The organism is Paenibacillus dendritiformis (genome assembly GCF_021654795.1).
Taxonomy (GTDB): Bacteria; Bacillota; Bacilli; order Paenibacillales; family Paenibacillaceae; genus Paenibacillus_B.
Genome location: NZ_AP025344.1, coordinates 2,855,331 through 2,872,771 on the forward strand (window position 1 = coordinate 2,855,331; position 17,441 = coordinate 2,872,771).

19 protein-coding genes and 1 pseudogene are annotated in these 17,441 nt (G+C 57.5%); 13 read left to right on the forward strand and 7 right to left on the reverse strand.

Annotated elements, in window-relative coordinates; translation table 11 throughout:
- Positions 1 to 11: 11 nt before the first annotated feature.
- A complete protein-coding gene (locus tag L6439_RS12445; RefSeq protein ID WP_168178387.1) occupies positions 12 to 374 on the reverse strand; it encodes a winged helix-turn-helix transcriptional regulator in 363 nt (120 codons plus the stop codon).
- Positions 375 to 512: 138 nt separating this feature from the next.
- On the opposite strand from L6439_RS12445, the gene L6439_RS12450 reads away from it, so the two are divergent.
- Positions 513 to 1,112 (forward strand): nitroreductase family protein, encoded by a 600-nt coding sequence (locus L6439_RS12450; protein ID WP_168178388.1) that lies wholly within the window; start codon positions 513 to 515, stop codon positions 1,110 to 1,112.
- 137 nt (positions 1,113 to 1,249) lie between these two features.
- Here the strand turns inward: L6439_RS12450 and map are convergent, their stop codons facing one another.
- Together map and L6439_RS12460 are read right to left on the reverse strand one after the other, a co-directional pair.
- Positions 1,250 to 1,996: a type I methionyl aminopeptidase gene (map, locus tag L6439_RS12455; protein WP_168178389.1), complete on the reverse strand. Its 747-nt coding sequence runs from the start codon at positions 1,994 to 1,996 to the stop codon at positions 1,250 to 1,252.
- 221 nt (positions 1,997 to 2,217) lie between these two features.
- Positions 2,218 to 2,802 (reverse strand): TetR/AcrR family transcriptional regulator, encoded by a 585-nt coding sequence (locus L6439_RS12460; RefSeq protein WP_213471396.1) that lies wholly within the window; start codon positions 2,800 to 2,802, stop codon positions 2,218 to 2,220.
- 289 nt (positions 2,803 to 3,091) lie between these two features.
- On the opposite strand from L6439_RS12460, the gene L6439_RS12465 reads away from it, so the two are divergent.
- The gene (locus L6439_RS12465; protein ID WP_168178391.1) at positions 3,092 to 3,544 is read left to right on the forward strand and encodes a 6-phosphogluconate dehydrogenase; all 453 of its coding nucleotides are present in this window, start codon (positions 3,092 to 3,094) and stop codon (positions 3,542 to 3,544) included.
- 198 nt (positions 3,545 to 3,742) lie between these two features.
- Positions 3,743 to 5,719: an elongation factor G gene (locus L6439_RS12470; protein ID WP_213471395.1), complete on the forward strand. Its 1,977-nt coding sequence runs from the start codon at positions 3,743 to 3,745 to the stop codon at positions 5,717 to 5,719.
- Positions 5,720 to 5,773: 54 nt separating this feature from the next.
- Here the strand turns inward: L6439_RS12470 and L6439_RS12475 are convergent, their stop codons facing one another.
- From L6439_RS12475 to L6439_RS12490, 4 genes are all read right to left on the reverse strand, one after another.
- Positions 5,774 to 6,235, reverse strand: coding sequence for an SRPBCC family protein (locus L6439_RS12475; protein WP_213471394.1), 462 nt, complete (start codon positions 6,233 to 6,235; stop codon positions 5,774 to 5,776).
- On the reverse strand, positions 6,207 to 6,662 hold the full coding sequence (locus L6439_RS12480; RefSeq protein ID WP_168178394.1) for a VOC family protein: 456 nt from the start codon (positions 6,660 to 6,662) through the stop codon (positions 6,207 to 6,209). The genes L6439_RS12475 and L6439_RS12480 overlap by 29 nt, the downstream gene beginning before the upstream one ends.
- A gap of 67 nt (positions 6,663 to 6,729) precedes the next feature.
- Positions 6,730 to 7,575: a helix-turn-helix domain-containing protein gene (locus tag L6439_RS12485; protein ID WP_237096842.1), complete on the reverse strand. Its 846-nt coding sequence runs from the start codon at positions 7,573 to 7,575 to the stop codon at positions 6,730 to 6,732.
- A gap of 23 nt (positions 7,576 to 7,598) precedes the next feature.
- Positions 7,599 to 8,591 (reverse strand): zinc-binding dehydrogenase, encoded by a 993-nt coding sequence (locus L6439_RS12490; RefSeq protein WP_168178395.1) that lies wholly within the window; start codon positions 8,589 to 8,591, stop codon positions 7,599 to 7,601.
- 132 nt (positions 8,592 to 8,723) lie between these two features.
- On the opposite strand from L6439_RS12490, the gene L6439_RS12495 reads away from it, so the two are divergent.
- From L6439_RS12495 to L6439_RS12540, 10 genes and pseudogenes are all read left to right on the forward strand, one after another.
- Positions 8,724 to 9,587, forward strand: coding sequence for a LysR family transcriptional regulator (locus L6439_RS12495; protein ID WP_168178396.1), 864 nt, complete (start codon positions 8,724 to 8,726; stop codon positions 9,585 to 9,587).
- A 104-nt stretch (positions 9,588 to 9,691) separates the two neighbouring features.
- The gene (locus L6439_RS12500) at positions 9,692 to 10,813 is read left to right on the forward strand and encodes a DUF3626 domain-containing protein (protein ID WP_168178397.1); all 1,122 of its coding nucleotides are present in this window, start codon (positions 9,692 to 9,694) and stop codon (positions 10,811 to 10,813) included.
- 251 nt (positions 10,814 to 11,064) lie between these two features.
- Positions 11,065 to 11,286, forward strand: a complete 222-nt coding sequence (locus tag L6439_RS12505) for a helix-hairpin-helix domain-containing protein (RefSeq protein WP_213471393.1) — start codon at positions 11,065 to 11,067, stop codon at positions 11,284 to 11,286.
- A 775-nt stretch (positions 11,287 to 12,061) separates the two neighbouring features.
- Entirely contained in the window at positions 12,062 to 12,382 is a 321-nt protein-coding gene (locus L6439_RS12510) for an ArsR/SmtB family transcription factor (RefSeq protein WP_168178399.1), read from the forward strand.
- On the forward strand, positions 12,379 to 13,455 hold the full coding sequence (gene arsB / locus L6439_RS12515; protein WP_213471392.1) for an ACR3 family arsenite efflux transporter: 1,077 nt from the start codon (positions 12,379 to 12,381) through the stop codon (positions 13,453 to 13,455). Before L6439_RS12510 ends, arsB begins: the two co-directional genes overlap by 4 nt.
- A 2-nt stretch (positions 13,456 to 13,457) precedes the next feature.
- A pseudogene (locus L6439_RS12520) lies at positions 13,458 to 13,877 on the forward strand (arsenate reductase ArsC).
- 169 nt (positions 13,878 to 14,046) lie between these two features.
- On the forward strand, positions 14,047 to 15,087 hold the full coding sequence (locus L6439_RS12525; protein ID WP_213471391.1) for a helical backbone metal receptor: 1,041 nt from the start codon (positions 14,047 to 14,049) through the stop codon (positions 15,085 to 15,087).
- Between the two features lie 36 nt (positions 15,088 to 15,123).
- Positions 15,124 to 16,104, forward strand: coding sequence for a FecCD family ABC transporter permease (locus tag L6439_RS12530; RefSeq protein ID WP_374043217.1), 981 nt, complete (start codon positions 15,124 to 15,126; stop codon positions 16,102 to 16,104).
- Between the two features lie 3 nt (positions 16,105 to 16,107).
- Positions 16,108 to 16,920, forward strand: coding sequence for an ABC transporter ATP-binding protein (locus L6439_RS12535; protein WP_213471389.1), 813 nt, complete (start codon positions 16,108 to 16,110; stop codon positions 16,918 to 16,920).
- Positions 16,904 to 17,422, forward strand: a complete 519-nt coding sequence (locus tag L6439_RS12540) for a HugZ family pyridoxamine 5'-phosphate oxidase (RefSeq protein WP_213471388.1) — start codon at positions 16,904 to 16,906, stop codon at positions 17,420 to 17,422. The genes L6439_RS12535 and L6439_RS12540 overlap by 17 nt, the downstream gene beginning before the upstream one ends.
- The last annotated feature ends 19 nt before the right edge of the window (positions 17,423 to 17,441 follow it).

Here is a 17,441-nt window from a genome sequence, read left to right on the forward strand (position 1 = left end):
CAAGGCGGAACTCACCTGGTCTCCACGGCCCGCTGCTGCGCTTTTTTCTGATTCATCCGTTCGGAATGGGCCCTGCCCCAGTTATGCATTGCTTCTAGAATCGGCACGAGGCTCTGGCCATATTCCGTAATGGAGTACTCGACCTTGGGCGGAACGACCGGGTAGACGACGCGCTGCACGAGATCCTGTTCTTCCAGCTCGCGCAGCTGCAGCGTCAGCATGCGCTGGGTGATGTCGGGATTCAGCCGCTTCAACTCGCTGAAGCGCTTCGTGCCTCCGGTAATGAGCTGCATGAGAATAATCGGCTTCCATTTGCCGACAATGGCATCCAAAGCGACGGCAATTTCGCACTGCGCTGGATTGGTCTTGTTCATTTCATTCCATCCCCCTGTATAAAGACGGTATCTTTGGTGATACTACAGCACATAGTTGTGCCTACTTATATTAAATCGATCTATCGTTTATTATAGCATGTGTAGGCAATTTTCGATAGATGAAAAGGAGTGGTTCAGATGAGTAAAGAGTTTCTCGAGGCTATCAAAAAAAGACGCAGCATCTATGCGATCAGCAAGGAGTCTGTGCTGAGCGACGAGCAGTTGGAGCGCTTGATTGGAGAGGCTGTATTGCATACGCCTTCAGCCTTCAACTCGCAGAGCGCCCGCGTCGTCGTGCTGCTGAAGGAGCAGCATGACAAGCTGTGGGATTTGACGACCGAGACGCTGCGGCAAGTCGTGCCGGCCGAGAACTTCGGTCCGACCGAAGAGAAGATGCGCTCCTTCCGCAACGGTTACGGAACCGTTCTCTATTTCGAGGATCAAACGGTTATCGAAGGACTGCAAGAGAAATTCGCCTTGTATAAAGACAATTTCCCGGTCTGGTCGGAGCAATCGTCGGGCATGCTGCAATTGGTCGTGTGGACCGCTCTGGAAGCGGAAGGCTACGGCGCGACGCTGCAGCACTACAATCCGCTGATCGACGATGCGGTACGCAAGGAATGGAACCTTCCAAGCACCTGGAAATTGATCGCGCAAATGCCGTTCGGCAAGCCGACGGCCGAACCGGGCGAGAAGCAGTTCCAACCGCTGGAAGAGCGCATGAAAGTGTTCAAATAAGCAAGCACAACCACACATCCGCCGACATCCGGATGACAGCAAAAGGCTCAAGCGTCTATGCGCTTGAGCCTTTTTTTGCTGGATGTCAGCTTATCCGCAGCCGCAGCCGCTAACCTTCATTCAAGCCGTGGCGGAGACTACAGCTTCGTCAATATTTCAGGACCGTTGCCGGTAATCGCCACGGTGTGCTCATACTGGACGCAGATCGAGTGATCAGCGGTCCGGGCGGTCCAGCCGTCACTTTCGACATAGGCGTGATAGTCGCCCAAGGTCAGCATCGGTTCGATGGCGATGACCATGCCCTGCTTCAATCTCGGACCCGTACCCGGCCGTCCGAAATGGGGAACGGCCGGCTCCTCCCATAGCTCCTGGCCGATTCCGTGTCCGGTGAAGTCTCTGACATTGCCGTAACCATGGCGGTCGGCCAGGGTCTGAATCGCGAACCCGATATCGCCGACGCGATTGCCGGGGACGGCTTGCTCGATGCCGAGGAACAGGGCCTTATGGCAGACGTCCATCAACTGCCGGATGTCGTCGGATACGGTGCCGACGGCATAGGTCCAGCCGGAATCGCCATGATAGCCGCGATAATGCGCGCCGATGTCGATCGTGACGATATCGCCTTCCTCAAGCGGCTCGCCATCCGGGAAGCCATGGCAGATGACATCGTTCTTCGCCACACAGATTGAAGCGGTGAAGCCGTGATGGCCGAGAAAGCTCGGCACGGCCCCGCGTGAACGGATATGCTGCTCCACCAGCCGATCAAGCGCTGTCGTCGTGACGCCCGGCTTGATCGCCTCGGCCAGCTTGGCATGGCATTCAGCGACAATGCGCCCGGCTTCTCTCATGATGCCGATCTCTTCGTTCGATTTCAGTATTATCATTGACTCTCCTCCTGATCTTCTGTCCGCTTGCAAGAATTCTCTTTGAAGTCGGGCAGCCCCGCCGATGATTCCGGGCAAGCCCCGCGCTCCTTCTTTCTGCCGCTTCGGGCTACAGCTGCTTCATGCCAATCCGTAATGCCTTTTTCATGGAGCCTATGCATCGCGGCGGTGCGAGTCATCATTTCCTTGAGGCTCATGTATCAATCCGTCGAATAGAAGCTCTACCGCTTCATCCACCCGGGCTTCCAGTTCCTCCCCGGTTGCCTGCCGCCCAGACAGGCTGGCCATTGCGCCGAAGAGGCCCCCCAGTACAGATCGGCGGCAAGGGACGGGTCGGACCGCCGCAGTTGCCCGGCTGTCATGCCCTCGCGGAACGTTCGGATAAGAGTGGGGCGAAGCCGGAGAAGACCCCGCTGCTCCCCGGCATGCTCGCCGAAGACGGCTGGCAGATCTTCATCGATGCGGCGGGAGAGCAGGAGGAAGGACGGATCTTCCGCCGCTCGCAGCATATAAAAACGGGCATGCCGCTGAAGACGCGCGGCCGGCGTTTCCCCAGTATCCAGCATCCGCCCGGCCCATTGCCGGGTATGCTCGATGAAGTCGAGAAAAAGAAGCCGGAACAGCTCCCATTTATCCTGATAATAATAGTAAATAGAAGCTCGGGCGACGCCGGCCCGAATCGCGATCTCATTCATCTCGGTGCAGTGGATTCCTCGGTCAAGATAGACCTCATATGCGGCCTGGCGAATCAGCTTCATCCGTGCGGCGCGCATTCGCTCGTTCTGTTCCTTGGTTCGCGGCGACATCGGATCACCTCAATTCACTAACATGATTGTCAGTTTATTATAGCTTTCACTGACGTCTGCGTCAATTTATATCTATGCCATCCTATCAGGAGAAGGACGGTATCGAAAGACAAGTACATGTCGCCGGGGCAGTGCCGCTCCCAAGGGCTCGTGGTCACGCATCGTTCATAATTGTCCATTCTGTGAAAAATATGTGTCAAAAATCGTAACAATGGTGATATAATAAAGGAAAAAGCTGCTAATGAGAGACCATCCGTAATCATCACTTTACAGAATGGAGCGGATCATTATGCATTATCGAATCATGTATCCGACGAGGACGAAGGAAGTGCTTGTGTCAACCTTCCTGTTCAGTGCCGCGATGCTGCACGTGGCGATGATGACCGAACAGACCGTGCCTGTGCTGTTTTTCCTGCAAATGGCCGCCTTGGCGGTGCTCATTGGATCGCTGTGTGCGGAAATATGCGTGCGAATGAAGAAGGGAACGGCAGACATTCGGGCGAACGCAGAGTCCATCACGATTCGAGGGAAATCCATCGCCGCGGATCAAGTGGAAGAGATCGTGGTGAAGGGGTATCGTCAAGCCGCTGTAGGCATCCGGCTGAAGGGGAAGACCTCCATACCGGGCTATTGCTGCTTCCGGTTCTCGGGAGGGGAGAACGGCGGGATGAACGAACTGGCCCGTTGGGCCGAGCGGCATGGCATCCCGGTGAAGCAGGGCTATTTCAAGACCTGGCTATAATCGCCTCTACTGGTTTGTAAGCCCTTACTTGATAGAAAAATAGCATCGCGGCGCTGTGCCGCGATGTTTTATTTTGTCATTTTTCCGATCTCTTATTATACTGAAGGTACATTATGAACGGGAGTGTGATTAGCATGCGGCAAAGCACCACATTGCGAAAGGAGAACAATATGAGAGAAGAAATGAGGATTTTTGTAAATGAAGACAATCAATATCGGAATCGTCGCCCATGTCGACGCAGGCAAGACGAGCCTGACTGAACGATTATTATATGAGACGAAGGTCATCCGGGAGCTGGGCGGGGTCGATGCGGGCAACACCCAGACGGACTCCCTGGAGTTGGAGAGAAGAAGAGGGATTACGATCAAGGCGTCGGTCGTGTCTTTCATCGTCAACGAGGTTAAGATCAATCTGATCGATACCCCCGGCCATGCCGACTTCATCGCCGAGGTGGAGCGGGCGTTCGGCGTGTTGGACGGAGCCGTTCTCGTCCTGTCGGCGGTAGAGGGCATTCAGGCGCAGACGAAGCTGTTGATGGCGGTGCTTGAGAAGCTGAAGCTTCCGGTTATCCTGTTCGTGAACAAAATCGATCGGAACGGGGCGCAGCCTGAGGCGGTCTTCGAGGCGATTCGCCAACGGCTGTCCCGCAGCGCCATTCCGCTGTACGGGACCGTGCAAGCGGGGACGAAGCAGGCCGATATCGTCAAAAAACAGTGCGGCAAGGAGAACCCGGAATACGATGCGCAATGCATCGAGCTGGCGGCCGAACATGATGAACAGCTTCTCGTTTCGTATGTATACGGCGAGGAGATAAGCGGCTCCCGAATCGAGGAGACGCTGACCCGACTTATCCGGAAGGCTCAGGTATACCCGATTCTGGCGGGTTCCGCCATGACCGGGATCGGCATCAATGAGCTGCTGGAAGCCATCGCCCGCTTCATTCCCGCGCCGCAGGCATGCGAAGATGCGCCATTATGCGGAGTCGTGTTCAAGATTGAACGGGCATCCTCCGGGGAGAAAATCGCCTATATCCGCGTATTTAGCGGAAGCTTCGACGTCAGACAGATGGTTCAAGTGAACCGGAAGCAGGCGGACGGACAGATTGAGGCCGCTTCCTATAAGGTCAAGCGGATCCAGCTCTTCGATCGCGGGCGGACGGCCGATGCGGCGAGCGCGGGAGCCGGCGAATTCTGCAAAGTGTGGGGCTTGCGGGACGTTCGCATCGGCGATGTGATCGGAACCTGGACGGAGCGGATTCGAGAGATTCACGTCGCCGCGCCGCAGATGGAATCGCGGATCGAGGCGGTTCCGAAGAGCCGCGATCATGCTCTGTATCAAGCCTTGATGAAGATGGCGGAGGAAGATCCGCTTATCCATATCTGGCGGGATGAGCATCACCGGGAGACCTATATTCGATTGTTCGGCGAAGTGCAAAAAGAAGTGATTGAATCGACGCTCAAGGAAGCTTATCAAATGGATGTCCGCTTCGCGGAGACGCGGATCGTCTGCATCGAGAAGCCGCGGGGGACCGGGGCGGCCGTGGAATTCATGGGGGCGGAAGGGAATCCGTTCTATGCCACGGTCGGCTTCCGGATCGATCCGGGCGAGCCCGGAAGCGGCGTAACCTACCGCTTGGAGGTGGAACTGGGGGCGCTGCCGCTCGCATTCCACGCGGCGATTGAGGATACGGTGTATGCCACGCTGCACCAAGGCTTGTACGGCTGGGAAGTGACGGACATTGCCGTCACCTTGTCCCATACCGGATATGCCAGTCCGGTTACGGTAGCCGGCGATTTCCGGAAGCTGGTGCCATTGGTGCTCATGGAGGCGTTGTCCCGGGCCGGAACGGACGTATATGAGCCCATCCATGAATACGAGCTTACCGTTCCCACCGGCAGCGTAAGCTCCGCTATGCACCGCTTGGCCGGGTTGCGGGCGGTGATGAAGGAGCCGGTCATGTCCGCCGACACCTGCCTGCTGACCGGAACGATCCCGGTCCGGACGACGGAGGCGTTCAAGCGCAGTCTCCATGCGATTACGGAAGGGGAGGGCGTGTTCATCGCCCGGCCGTGCGGATATATCCGGATGGAAGCCGGGTATCCGGTGCGGAAGCGGTCGGATTATAATCCGCTGAACCGCAAAGACTACCTGCTTCACGTGCTTCGCGCATACTAGGGAGACGCGGCATCGCACAGCGAAGAGCCCCGGGAACTGTCCCGGGGCTCTTCGCTATGGGCAGCATCCGGCTCCTTCGCCGGACTCGAGCATCGCCTTCAGGCTGGCCAGCATCTGCCGCCAAGCCTGGACATGCCACTGCCGCACTTGCTTCCCTGCTTCCGTGTCCATCCAGCCGCTATGCTCGAGCCGAACCGCCGTGCCTCGCTTCGCCGGCTCCAGCGTGACCTTCACCAGCGTCAGCAGCTCCTGCCGATTCATCGTGTCGGCGAACGGATCGGGTCCCTTCCATTGGAACGTGAACGAGCGTGGCTCGTCGTAGCGGACAATTTTGCAGCCTATCGTGCTCATGCTTTCTTTGCTGGCGGGATTGAAGTACAGCTCGAATTTGCCGCCGGCCCTGGGCTCGATGTCGGCCGCCGGAGCGAACCACTGCGTAATGCGGGCGGATTGGGTCCACGCTGCCCATACGAGCTCCGGCTCGGCTTCAATCCTTATTTCTTCGGTAATCGTCATCTATCGAGATCCCCTTTCTCAATGGAAGGACGCCAGAAGTCCGTTGTGTCTCATTGCCGGGACGGACGCTGCTGAATTCCAATAACTCGATGACATTGCCGGACGGATCCCGGATTGCGTTATAGGCCCCCCGGGGGCATGGCTGCGGCCCATCGTAGACGGCTTCGATCCCTTGGGCCGCCAGGTCGGCGATGGCGGCGGCCAGGTTGTCTGTCTCCAGGCCGATCACGACCTGGGCCTGCTGCGGATAGACCGGCTGGGCCGGCTGCTCCACCCGGTACAGCACGATCGGGATGCCTTCATGCTTCAAGCTAACCGTATTCGCATCGTACTCCCGCGATATCTCGAAGCCCAATTTGCCGCAGTAGAACTCCTTCGCCAGCTCCAGATCGGATACATAAATCGATATAACACCTAGCTTCGGCATGTTGCTCCCCCTTTTCTGGTATTCGTACCGCCTCCATTATATCGGGGTTCGCTGCCGGGGAATTCTTCTACTTTGCGGTGTTGCTGTCCCTGTTCTTCTCGAAAAGGAGCTGCGGCAGGCTGACAACGATCGGCGGATCGCAGGGAAGCGGGTCCCGCAGTTGAATCGCAATTCCCAGCGCTGTCCGATCATTCACTTCGATGGCGGAAGGATATTTCCCCCGGATGGCGCGATCCAGCACAAAATAATCCTTCGGGCGGAGACTCCACGGGATACCGGCGGCGAGCGCATAATACGTCCCTGGCGGCACGTCCGAGAACGCGCAAGTCCGCTTCCCTCCGGCGAGCGCCGTCCCGGCAACCGGCCGCCGATCCGGGATCGGACGAGGGAACAGGCCGATGAAAATCAAGCCCCGGAAGGAGGCAGGCGCTTCAATCCGGCACGTAATCTGCGGAGCCGCCTCCTTACCGGGGGCGGGCAGCGACAGTTCGCGATCCTTGAATTGATTCATATAGGCCGCTAACGCTTGGGAGCCGACGCGGAATGCCCGCGGCGGCACGCCGACCTGCTGCTTGAACCGCGTGTTGAACGAGCCGGCGCTGCGGAATCCGATCGACAGCAGCACTTTGACGAGGCGCGACGGCTCCTGGAACAGCGCCGATTTCCCGGATTCCATCCGCAGGGCGGACAAATAATGGCGCGGAGAGATGCCGGTCACGTTCTTGAATATTCGCGTGAAATGATACGGACTGTATCCCACATGAGCCGCCAGCTGCTCGGACGTGATTTCTTCCTCCAGATGACTTTTCATATACAGAATGGCTTGTTCCGCCGCTGCGACATGCTCGTCCTTCATCAGCGGCATCTGCATGGCTTGCCCTTCCCGGGTTGTGAGCTCTCGCTTCGCGTCCACCGGACGTCAGCCTCCTTCCTCTCTTATTCTATGGTTAACCCGATATTACCAAATTGCTCGGCCTGCCGCATCCGTTCGAAGGCTTGAACCGTATCTTGCAGCGGGTATACACGGTCGACAACCGGCCGGATGGAATGGCGCTCCATGAACTTCAGCATGTCTTCGAACTCCTGGCGGCTTCCCATAGACGTTCCGATAATGCTAATCTGCGGGAAAAAGATCGCCCTGACCGGAATCTCCATGCGGTCGCCCGAACTGGCGCCGAACGTGACGATGCGGCCATTCGGCTTGATGATCTCGAAATATTGCGGGAATGTCGCCGGCCCGATGCTGTCCAGGATCAAGTCGGCCGCTTCGCTTCCGATCTCGTCCTTCCATTCGCATTGGCTGTCGAAGGCATGATGCGCCCCAAGCTCCAGCGCCCTGTGCCGCTTCGCCTCGCTCCGCGACGTGACGCTCACTCTTGCTCCCGCCGCCGAAGCCATGAGCAGGGCATAGGTTGCGACCCCGCCGCCGATGCCCGGAATGACGACATGCTCCCCGGGCTGAAGCCGTCCTCTCGTGAACAGAGCCCGGTAGGCTGTCAATGCGGACAAGGGGAGCACGCCCGCTTCTTCCCAAGTCAGGTATGCCGGCTTCGGGAAAGCGTTGCGGGCGGGAATGACGATGCTCTGGGCGAAGGTCCCGTCCGATGGGCCGCCGACAATGGCGGGAAGGGCAGGGACGATATCCGGCGTCTCCCAGTCAAGGCAAGGGTGAATGATGACTTCGTCGCCGATGATGTCGGGAGAGATCCTCTCCCCGACGGCTTCGATCGTCCCGGCGCCGTCCGATCCAATAATAAATGGCGGGTCTTGGGGCGTTCGGCGGGCCATCAGGAACAGATCCCGATGGTTCAGGCCCGCGGCCCGCAGCCGCACCTTCACCTCTCCCGGTCCGGGCTGCTGCTCCTCTGCCGTCTCCTTATATGCCAAGCCCTCCAGGCCGTTCCGGCCGTCGTGCACGATTGCTTTCACATAAATTCCTCCCTTATCCAAATCGGTTGCTGCATGATTCGGTCTGATTGTACACAACCAAGATCATCAAGTAAAATGAACAAAAACGAAGGTGAGTATCATAAACTTTTATACCAAGCAGGTGACACCATAATGGAAAGCGGAGATTTGAAAATATTTCAGGCCGTGGCCCGGGAAGGCAGCATCACGAAGGCGGCGCTGGCGCTGAATTACGTTCAGTCGAATGTGACGGCTCGGATACAGCAGCTGGAGGCTGAATTGAAGACCCCGCTGTTCCGCCGCTCCAACCGGGGGATGACGCTCACGCCCGCAGGCCAGAATCTGCTGGAATATGCGGATCGGATATTGAGTCTGCTGGGCGAGGCGGAGAAGTCGGCGCGCTACTCGGAGCATCCGTCCGGACCGCTTCGCATCGGCTCCATCGAGACGGCGGCCGTGACGCATCTGACACCGCTTCTGAAGTCCTATTGCCTGCAACATCCCGATGTGCAGCTGTCGCTCCAGACCGGGGAGACGCACCGGCTGACGCGGCAAGTGCTGAACGAGGAACTGGACGGCGCCTTCGTCTATGGCCCGGTAGAGCATCCCGATATCGGGCATGTCGCCGCGTTCCGGGATGAGCTGGTGCTGATTTCGGAGCCCGGAGCAGGCAGCCTGGAAGAATGCCTGGCGAAACCGCTGCTATTTTTCGATGTCGGATGCTCGCACCGCGCCCGCGCCGAGCGCTTCCTGAGCGACTCCGGCCACCCCGCCGGCCCGGTCATGGAATTCGGCACCTTCGAGGTGATTCTGCGCGGCGTATCCGAGGGACTCGGCGTGTCGATGCTGCCGAAGTCGTCGATCGCCGAGGCGGCGGAAGCCGGCCGAATCGCGGCGCACCGCCTGCCGGACGGGTACCGCGATCTGCATATCTGGTTCGTGCATCGGCGGGATCCGGTCTGCACCAGCGCATTGACCGCCTTCATCGCGATGCTGGATGGCAAGGCGGAACCGTAAGCCTGCCATGTATTCGAAGACGTGACCGGCTCAACAACGTCAGATGCAGGGCGATCCAAGCGGGAACCGGCAGGTCTATTTATCGGGGAAAAGAGGTGCGGTCCATGGTTGAACCATTCCATAGCAAGCAGGCATTGACGCCGGCGCAGGCCCAAGCCATCCAATATGTCCGGGTGTCTGCCAGCTTGAAGCGGCAGCACGCTTGCGAGCGTATCGAGCGGCATTTGAAGCGAGCGGGCATCCCGTCCGTCACATTGCGCGACATTCTTGCCGCCCTGCGAGCGTCGGCCCGGGTCACGGTCAATTTCCACCCCGACCGTCTGCTTGCCGACGGCTCGCTCGTCGCGGAGGGGCTGCTGCGGGACGGCGTGTACCGCAGCCAATTCGAGACGGGCGTGACGAGCGCCAGTCCGACGGCTTATCCCGGCGGGGACCGCGACCGCTGGGAGCGGAGGCTGTTCGGCGGCGCTTATCATCAGGCCGGGATTACACACCGGGAGCGGCCGAAATACGGGGCGCTGAATCTGATGCAGCACCCGGACGGGGGCGCGCCGAACTTCGGCTCCTGCCACTTGGTGCTGCACAGCGCGATGCTGGCCCGATGCACGTATACGTTCGGGGACAGCTATTCCGAGCCGGAGCATAGCGGCACGATCGATGTCTTTGATCCGCTGCTCGCGGCGCTTCTGGATGAGGCAGCAGCTCCGGGTTCCACGCCGGGCCGGGATGCCGGCGGCAGCGCTGCGCTGATTCGCCGTCTCCTCGCTTCCGGCGAAGAATCGCCCTCTGCCCTCCGCAGGGAACTGGACCAATATATCGAGGCCCAGATTCATGGCGACATCGCGATGGTCTCGGATGTGGAGGCGATCGTGGCCGATCCGTCCTTCCAAGGGACACCCATCGGCGAGCAGATTGCCGTTCTCGCCTCCCGGTATGGGGTGGCGCTGCGCTGGCATCACGGTTTCCAGCTCGCGGCCTCCGCCGTGCCGGATGATTTCCAGGGGCCAAAGATGCCGCCGTTAGCGCGCCGGGTCGCACGGGATTTCGCCGCCGTGCCAGGGCAGTTGGATGCGTACGCGATCGGCCAAGCCGCCCGTTCGCTTGCCCGTCATCCCGAGCTCTGGGCGGATTGGGGCACGCCAAGGGAGACATGGCAGCTTCTCAAGCAGCTCTGGCATGTTCTCGTCCGGTTCGGCCACCCTTATCGCGGCCATGGAAGATCGTAGCTTGACCGCCAGCAAAGGCGTTATCTACAATCGGTTGGAGGAGTGGCATGTATATTGTACGTAGACATGAATCGTCATTTGCTGCAACGTCTCGATGATTGGGCGCTCGCATCCGCCTGCTCTGGGCAGTTGATCCTGGCATACAAGGAAGCGTCAGCCCGCGGGGACGGGGCGCCGGCTTTTCTCCGAGATGGCTGTGGGACAGCACGCATTGAAGCTGGCACGAACGATATAGGAAGGAGAAGATGAAAATGACGTCGAACAATGATTTCGGCCAAGCGATTGATCTTCCTGAGAAGCTGGCCAGGCCTGCCCGCAGAGCGCTTATCGCGGCTGGTTATGTACATCTGGAGCAACTGGCGAAGCTTCGCGAAGCGGAACTGCTGAAGCTGCATGGCATGGGGCCGAAAGCGCTGGATCAGCTCCGTCGCGCGCTTGCCGACAAAGGTTTGTCATTTGCGGACGGGGAGTGAAGGACGGAGCATCGCTCCGTTTTTTCATTCGCGGTGTTGTTGCTGTCATCTGCTTGGCAAGCGTCCACTCAACCATCCTCCAAAGCGTCCACCCAAGCATCAAACCTCCATTCAGCCGCTGCCGCAAGTCCCTGAACGCCACGCGCCAAATTTTCCTACCCGGTCCGTAGTATCAGTATAAGTCATGCCTAGATGCCATGTCTCCAGAGCCCCTCACAGCCACTCTCTCATGCGGTCAGTCAGAGCTGTATATCTGCTGCCGTCGAACTGCCCTTTACACTTGCCGAGACAGATATTTTGAGTTCCTTTTAACCAATATCCCCTTCGTTCAGCAAGCAGGTCCATCCATTTAACCCCTTTTCACCAAGCTCCCATCCAGTCAGGAAAAGCTATAGAGGCAGATTCCATTCTTGAGTATCCCAAGCACTCATGTACGATTTCGAGGATTCGCCCTACTGCTTAACATGGAGCGAGTTAACCCTGTGCTTCGGCCTGCCTTTGATAAGGGGAGACCACTCCAGGTCCAATTCCATATGTAAAATCAATGTAAAAAATCTGCTTGGGATAAAGGCCACCTGACCCGAGGGGAGAGTGAAGCAAAGGCCGTGGAGCCCCCGGCCACCTGACCCGACAAGGCAAGCTGGATATCCGGTGTGGCGCAGGATTATCTCAGGCCGCACGCTATGGGGCATTTAGCCGTAAAACATTAAATAATCACTTGATTATATAATTGATTGATTATATAATGAACTCGAATCGAAGGAGGCGTGTTGCGATGGTAACGATTGACGCAATGGCGGATCAATTCAAATTGCTGGGCGATAAGACGCGTTTGAGCATTATCTCCATTCTCTTGCGCCAAGAGGCGTGCGTCTGTCATCTCGTTGAGATTTTGAAGACAACGCAGCCGAATATCAGCCAGCATTTGCGGAAGCTGAAGGATGGAGGAATCGTAAGGGAGGAGCGAAGAGGGCAGTGGATTTACTACTCGCTCACAATCGCGGATAAGCCCTATATTCAAGAAGCTTTAGCGCATTTGCCGGAGTTAGGAGAAGAGGCAGTATCGATTCTGGGCGGTCTGTCTTGTAAACCATGATAACGAGGGGGAGATTGGACGTGAGTCAGCCTGGCAAGCGACTGTCTTTTCTGGATCGCTACCTGACATTATGGATTTTCGCGGCGATGGTCATAGGCATCCTGCTGGGGAGTCTGGTTCCAACCGTATCCGGCGCGTTGACCGAGATGCAGGTCGGCACGACTTCGATCCCGATCGCGATCGGGTTGATTATTATGATGTATCCGCCGCTGGCGAAAGTTCGTTATGAGAAGCTCGGCCAGGTATTCAAGGATTGGAAGGTGCTGCTCGTATCTCTCGTGCAGAACTGGGTGATCGGCCCGATTCTTATGTTTGTCCTTGCCATTCTGCTTCTAAGCGATATGCCGGAGTATATGATAGGCCTGATCATGATTGGCCTTGCCCGCTGCATAGCGATGGTCCTGGTATGGAGCGATCTGGCGAAGGGCGATCCGGACTACACAGCAGGTCTGGTTGCATTTAACTCCATATTTCAGATTTTGTTTTATTCCGTGTTTGCCTACATTTTCATTACGATTCTGCCGGAATGGTTCGGGATTCAAGGTGTCGAAGTCCACATTACGATGGGGCAGATTGCGGAGAGTGTGTTCATTTACTTAGGGATTCCTTTTGTAGCCGGCTTCCTGACGCGATTGATTCTCGTTCGAGCCAGAGGAGAACAATGGTATGTTCAGAAGTTCATACCGAAGATTAGCCCGTTAACGTTAGTTGCGCTGCTCTTCACGATTATTCTGATGTTTTCGTTGAAGGCCGGTATGATTGTCAGTCTCCCTTGGGATGTCGTTCGGATTGCGATCCCGCTAATTCTTTACTTTGTCATTATGTTCGTTGTCTCTTTCTTCTTATCGAAAAAGACGGGAGCAAGCTACCAAGTCTGCACTTCGCTGTCCTTTACGGCAGCGAGCAATAACTTTGAGCTGGCGATTGCGGTGGCCATTGGCGTGTTCGGCATTCACTCAGGGCCAGCATTTGCGGCCGTTATCGGTCCGCTCGTTGAGGTACCCGTATTAGTTGGATTAGTATCCGTCGCGCGATGGATCGAGAGAACATACTTTTTGAATAAGGAGTCGTGAAAATGACGAAGCCGCTCGTTTATTTCTTATGCACAGGCAACTCTTGCCGAAGCCAAATGGCGGATGCGTGATTGAAGCAGCTTGAGGGAGAACGTTACGAAGTGCTCAGCGCGGGGCTTGGAGCTCATGGATTGAATCCAAGAGCCGTTCAAGTCATGCAGGAATCCGGGATTGATATGACGAGCCATACTTCCGATGTGATTCATCCGGCGATATTGAATCGCGCCGCTTACGTGATCACCTTATGCGGACATGCGGCTGAACACGGTCCCGTCATTTCGAATCCGAATGGGATCAAGCGGCATTGGGGATTTGATGACCCCGCCAAGGCTACAGGCACGGAAGAAGAGATCATGCAGCAAGTCCGAGCCGTTCGCGACGCCATACGAGCGCGGATAGAGCAATTTTTAACAGAAGAATAATACGCGCTGAAAGGGGGGAGGAGATCCTAAGGAGATCCTCCCTTTTTTTATGAGGAAATTCTTTTCAAAATTTAATTGAAAAAGATTCTCACTCGATATATAATGAGAACCGTTATCAATTAAGAGATAACGATTCTCATTATCATTTATAAGGGAGGATGCTCATAGAATGATACATACAAGGGGAAAGGCGGCCGTCATTATCTTGCTGTTGATGTTGGTCGTGGCGGCTTGCGGCACAGCGGGGTCGGAGCAAGCGGGGAGTCCGGCGCCGAAGCAAGCGGCTGCGGAGGAGAACAAAGGCGCAACCGAAGACGCCGCCCAGATGGAGAAAGGCGCTGAGAGCAATAACAGTGAGGGCGGCAGCGAGCAATCGGCGAGTGAAGGCGCGGAGATGGCGGAGTTGCTGAAGCAGTTCGGCGAGCAGGCGCCTGCCCGCATCGTGACGTTATCCGTCTCGATTACGGAAATATTGCATGAGCTGGGCATTGAACCGGTCGGGGTGCCGACGACAAACAGCAAGCTGCCGGAATCGCTGGCAGACGTCCCGCGCATCGGTTCGTCCCATCAGCCGGATCTGGAGCAGATCGCGAAGCTGCAGCCAGATGTCGTCCTCGGGCCGGCTTCCATTAAGGACAGCATGGAGAAGAAGCTCGGACCGGCTTCGCTCCCGAGCGCTTATTTGCCGGTCGATTCCTTGGAGCAGCTGAAGCTGTCGACGAAGACGCTTGGCCGCTTGCTTGGCCGTGAAGACCAGGCCAATGCTTTCCTGCAAGAGGTCGAACGGCAGGAACGTGAAGCGATCGAGCAGGTGAAGGGCAAGCCGGCGCCCAAGGTGATGTTCCTCTTCGGCTCGGCGGAAGCGCTGATGCTGATGAACGACAATACGTTCGCCGGAAGCCTGGCGCGGAATCTGGGGGCGATCAATGTCGTATCTGAAGAACTGAAGCTCACGGAGGCCTATGTCCCGTTCAATATGGAGAGCATCGTCGCGGCGAATCCGGACGTCATTCTGCTCGTCGCGCACGGCGACCCGGATGCCGTAGCCCAAAAATTCGAGGAGGACGTGAAGAAGAACGGCGCCTGGGAGAAGCTGAACGCCTTCCAGAACGGGAAGATGGCTTCGCTTGACTTCGAGCTGTTCGGCATCGCGTCCATCGTCAAGGCGCCGGACGCCTACAAGGAAATGGGGCGCATCCTATATGAATAAGACGGAGGTTCCGGGGCCGTGACGGAGAACAAACAGATGCGCAAGACAGCCCTGATTGGAGGCGCGGCCGTATTGCTTGGAGCAGCGGTCCTGCTCTCCATCGGCATTGGCAGCGTCGCCTTGTCTCCGCTCGATACGGTCTTGACCGTGTTCGGACGCGGGGATGCCGCCGCGGATACGATTCTATGGGACATCCGGATACCGCGCGTCCTCCTCGCTCTCCTGATCGGGGCCAATCTGGCCGTATCCGGCGCGCTGCTGCAAGCCGTTATGCTGAACCCGTTGGCTGACCCGGGCTTGACGGGCGTGTCCAGCGGCGCTGCCGTCGCCGTGCTGTTCATCATGCTGGTCGTCCCCGGGTACGCTTCCATGATACCGCTGGCCGCGATTGCGGGCGGCGGGATTGCCGCCGTGATGGTCTATGCCTTGGCGTGGAAGAAGCTGCAAGGGGGATTTACGCCGGTCCGCATTATTTTGTCGGGGGTTGCCGTCAATGCGGTATTCGGGGGCATCATCGGATTGCTGTCGATTTTGCACAGCGATAAGCTTCCCTCCGCCTTGCAATGGCTGAACGGCAGCCTGTCCGGCACGGGGATGAGGGACGTCGCCGTTATCCTCCCGTATTCGCTTGCCGGCTGGCTCGCCGCGATGCTTTGCATCCGGCAGGCGAATATTTTGCGGCTGGGCGAACAGACCGCCCATAATCTGGGCCAGAATCTGAATCGCATCCGGTTCAGTCTGTCCTTCATCGCGGTCTACCTGGCCGCCATCTCGGTCTCCACCGTCGGCCTGGTCGGCTTCGTCGGGCTTGTCGTGCCGCATATCGCCCGGATGATGGTCGGCTCCGACTACCGTTACCGCCTGCCGATGAGTCTCGTGCTCGGCGCGCTCGTCCTGCTCGTGGCCGATACGATCGGACGCACGGCATTCGCTCCGTTGGAGATTCCGGCGGGCATCGTCATGGCGATGGTGGGCGGGCCGTATTTCCTGTATTTGATGCGGAGAGGAGGAGCGTAACTCATGCTGAAGGTGCAGTCGCTGAATATCCGGTATGCGGACAAAACCGTAGTCCAAAACTTTTCCCTCGATGTGAAGGAAGGGGAGGTCGTCTCGATTATCGGTCCGAACGGCTCGGGCAAATCAACCATACTGAAGGCGATGACTCGGCTGATTCCTTGCGAGAGCGGACGGGTATGCATTGCCGATCGGGAGCTGCGATCGCTCAGCGTGAAGCAAGTGTCCCGTCTCATGTGCATGCTCTGCCAGTCGAACGCGAGTCCTCCCGACATGACGGTAGGCGAACTGGTCAGCTACGGCCGGATGCCGCATAAGAAATGGTATGAGCGCCTCGATGCGGAGGATGAAGAAGTGATTCAGTGGGCCCTCGAGCAGACTGGCATGCATGCCTATAAGGAGCGGCTCGTCGTCTCCTTGTCCGGGGGAGAAGCGCAGCGGGCGTGGCTGGCGATGGCGTTGGCCCAGCGCCCGAAGGTGCTGCTGCTCGATGAGCCGACCACGTATTTGGACATCGCACATCAATTGGAGGTGCTGGAACTCGTTCGCGCCTTGAATCGCGAGCTGGGGCTTACGGTGGTCATGGTGCTTCATGATCTGAACCATGCGAGCGCCTACAGCGATCGGGTCTGCGTCATCAAGGGCGGGAGTCTTCGCCTGTACGGAACGCCGCAGGACGTGTTCACGATAGAGCTTATCCGCAGCGTGTACGGCGTGGAGACCGAGATTCAATATGGACCGGCCAGCGAATGTCCGCGAATTCATGTATTGCAAAAATGGAACAGAAATGCGGGGGATGTTCATGAAGCCATTGGATAAAGAAGCGGTTAAGCTTCAATATATGAAATTGGCGGATCGCGTGAAGACATTGATGTTGGGCACGATCGACGAGAACGGCAGGCCTTTTGTCTCCTGCGCGCCGTTCGTGAAGAAGGACGGGAAGCTGTATATCTATATTAGCCGCATTGCCAATCATTATCGGCATGTGGAGGCCAATCCGGACGTCGATGTCATGCTGATTGAAGATGAATCGCATACGGCGAACCTGTTCGCCCGGGAGCGCGCCCGCTTCGTGTGCCATGCCGTCAATATCGGCAATGAAGGCCATGACGAGCTATTCGAACGGTTCGAAGCTTCGTTCGGCGCTCCCATGATTCGGGTGCTGCGCGGGCTCGATTTCTCGCTGTTCGAGCTTACGCCGCTGGAGGGCCGGTATATTGCAGGCTTCGGCCAGGCGTATGATATCGATCTGAACGCCGACCGATTCGAGCATGTCGCCCGGGACGGGCATACGCCAACCGCCAATCAAGCCGCCACATGACCGGAGCATGGAAAAGGAG

What these genes read in the sequence shown, in the direction of transcription:
- L6439_RS12445 (WP_168178387.1), bottom strand. Translation starts at nt 374, where the DNA reads ATGAACAAGACCAATCCAGCGCAGTGCGAAATTGCCGTCGCTTTGGAT.
- L6439_RS12450 (WP_168178388.1), top strand. Translation starts at nt 513, where the DNA reads ATGAGTAAAGAGTTTCTCGAGGCTATCAAAAAAAGACGCAGCATCTAT.
- map (WP_168178389.1), bottom strand. Translation starts at nt 1,996, where the DNA reads ATGATAATACTGAAATCGAACGAAGAGATCGGCATCATGAGAGAAGCC.
- L6439_RS12460 (WP_213471396.1), bottom strand. Translation starts at nt 2,802, where the DNA reads ATGTCGCCGCGAACCAAGGAACAGAACGAGCGAATGCGCGCCGCACGG.
- L6439_RS12465 (WP_168178391.1), top strand. Translation starts at nt 3,092, where the DNA reads ATGCATTATCGAATCATGTATCCGACGAGGACGAAGGAAGTGCTTGTG.
- L6439_RS12470 (WP_213471395.1), top strand. Translation starts at nt 3,743, where the DNA reads ATGAAGACAATCAATATCGGAATCGTCGCCCATGTCGACGCAGGCAAG.
- L6439_RS12475 (WP_213471394.1), bottom strand. Translation starts at nt 6,235, where the DNA reads ATGACGATTACCGAAGAAATAAGGATTGAAGCCGAGCCGGAGCTCGTA.
- L6439_RS12480 (WP_168178394.1), bottom strand. Translation starts at nt 6,662, where the DNA reads ATGCCGAAGCTAGGTGTTATATCGATTTATGTATCCGATCTGGAGCTG.
- L6439_RS12495 (WP_168178396.1), top strand. Translation starts at nt 8,724, where the DNA reads ATGGAAAGCGGAGATTTGAAAATATTTCAGGCCGTGGCCCGGGAAGGC.
- L6439_RS12500 (WP_168178397.1), top strand. Translation starts at nt 9,692, where the DNA reads ATGGTTGAACCATTCCATAGCAAGCAGGCATTGACGCCGGCGCAGGCC.
- L6439_RS12505 (WP_213471393.1), top strand. Translation starts at nt 11,065, where the DNA reads ATGACGTCGAACAATGATTTCGGCCAAGCGATTGATCTTCCTGAGAAG.
- L6439_RS12510 (WP_168178399.1), top strand. Translation starts at nt 12,062, where the DNA reads ATGGTAACGATTGACGCAATGGCGGATCAATTCAAATTGCTGGGCGAT.
- arsB (WP_213471392.1), top strand. Translation starts at nt 12,379, where the DNA reads ATGATAACGAGGGGGAGATTGGACGTGAGTCAGCCTGGCAAGCGACTG.
- L6439_RS12525 (WP_213471391.1), top strand. Translation starts at nt 14,047, where the DNA reads ATGATACATACAAGGGGAAAGGCGGCCGTCATTATCTTGCTGTTGATG.
- L6439_RS12530 (WP_374043217.1), top strand. Translation starts at nt 15,124, where the DNA reads ATGCGCAAGACAGCCCTGATTGGAGGCGCGGCCGTATTGCTTGGAGCA.
- L6439_RS12535 (WP_213471389.1), top strand. Translation starts at nt 16,108, where the DNA reads ATGCTGAAGGTGCAGTCGCTGAATATCCGGTATGCGGACAAAACCGTA.
- L6439_RS12540 (WP_213471388.1), top strand. Translation starts at nt 16,904, where the DNA reads ATGAAGCCATTGGATAAAGAAGCGGTTAAGCTTCAATATATGAAATTG.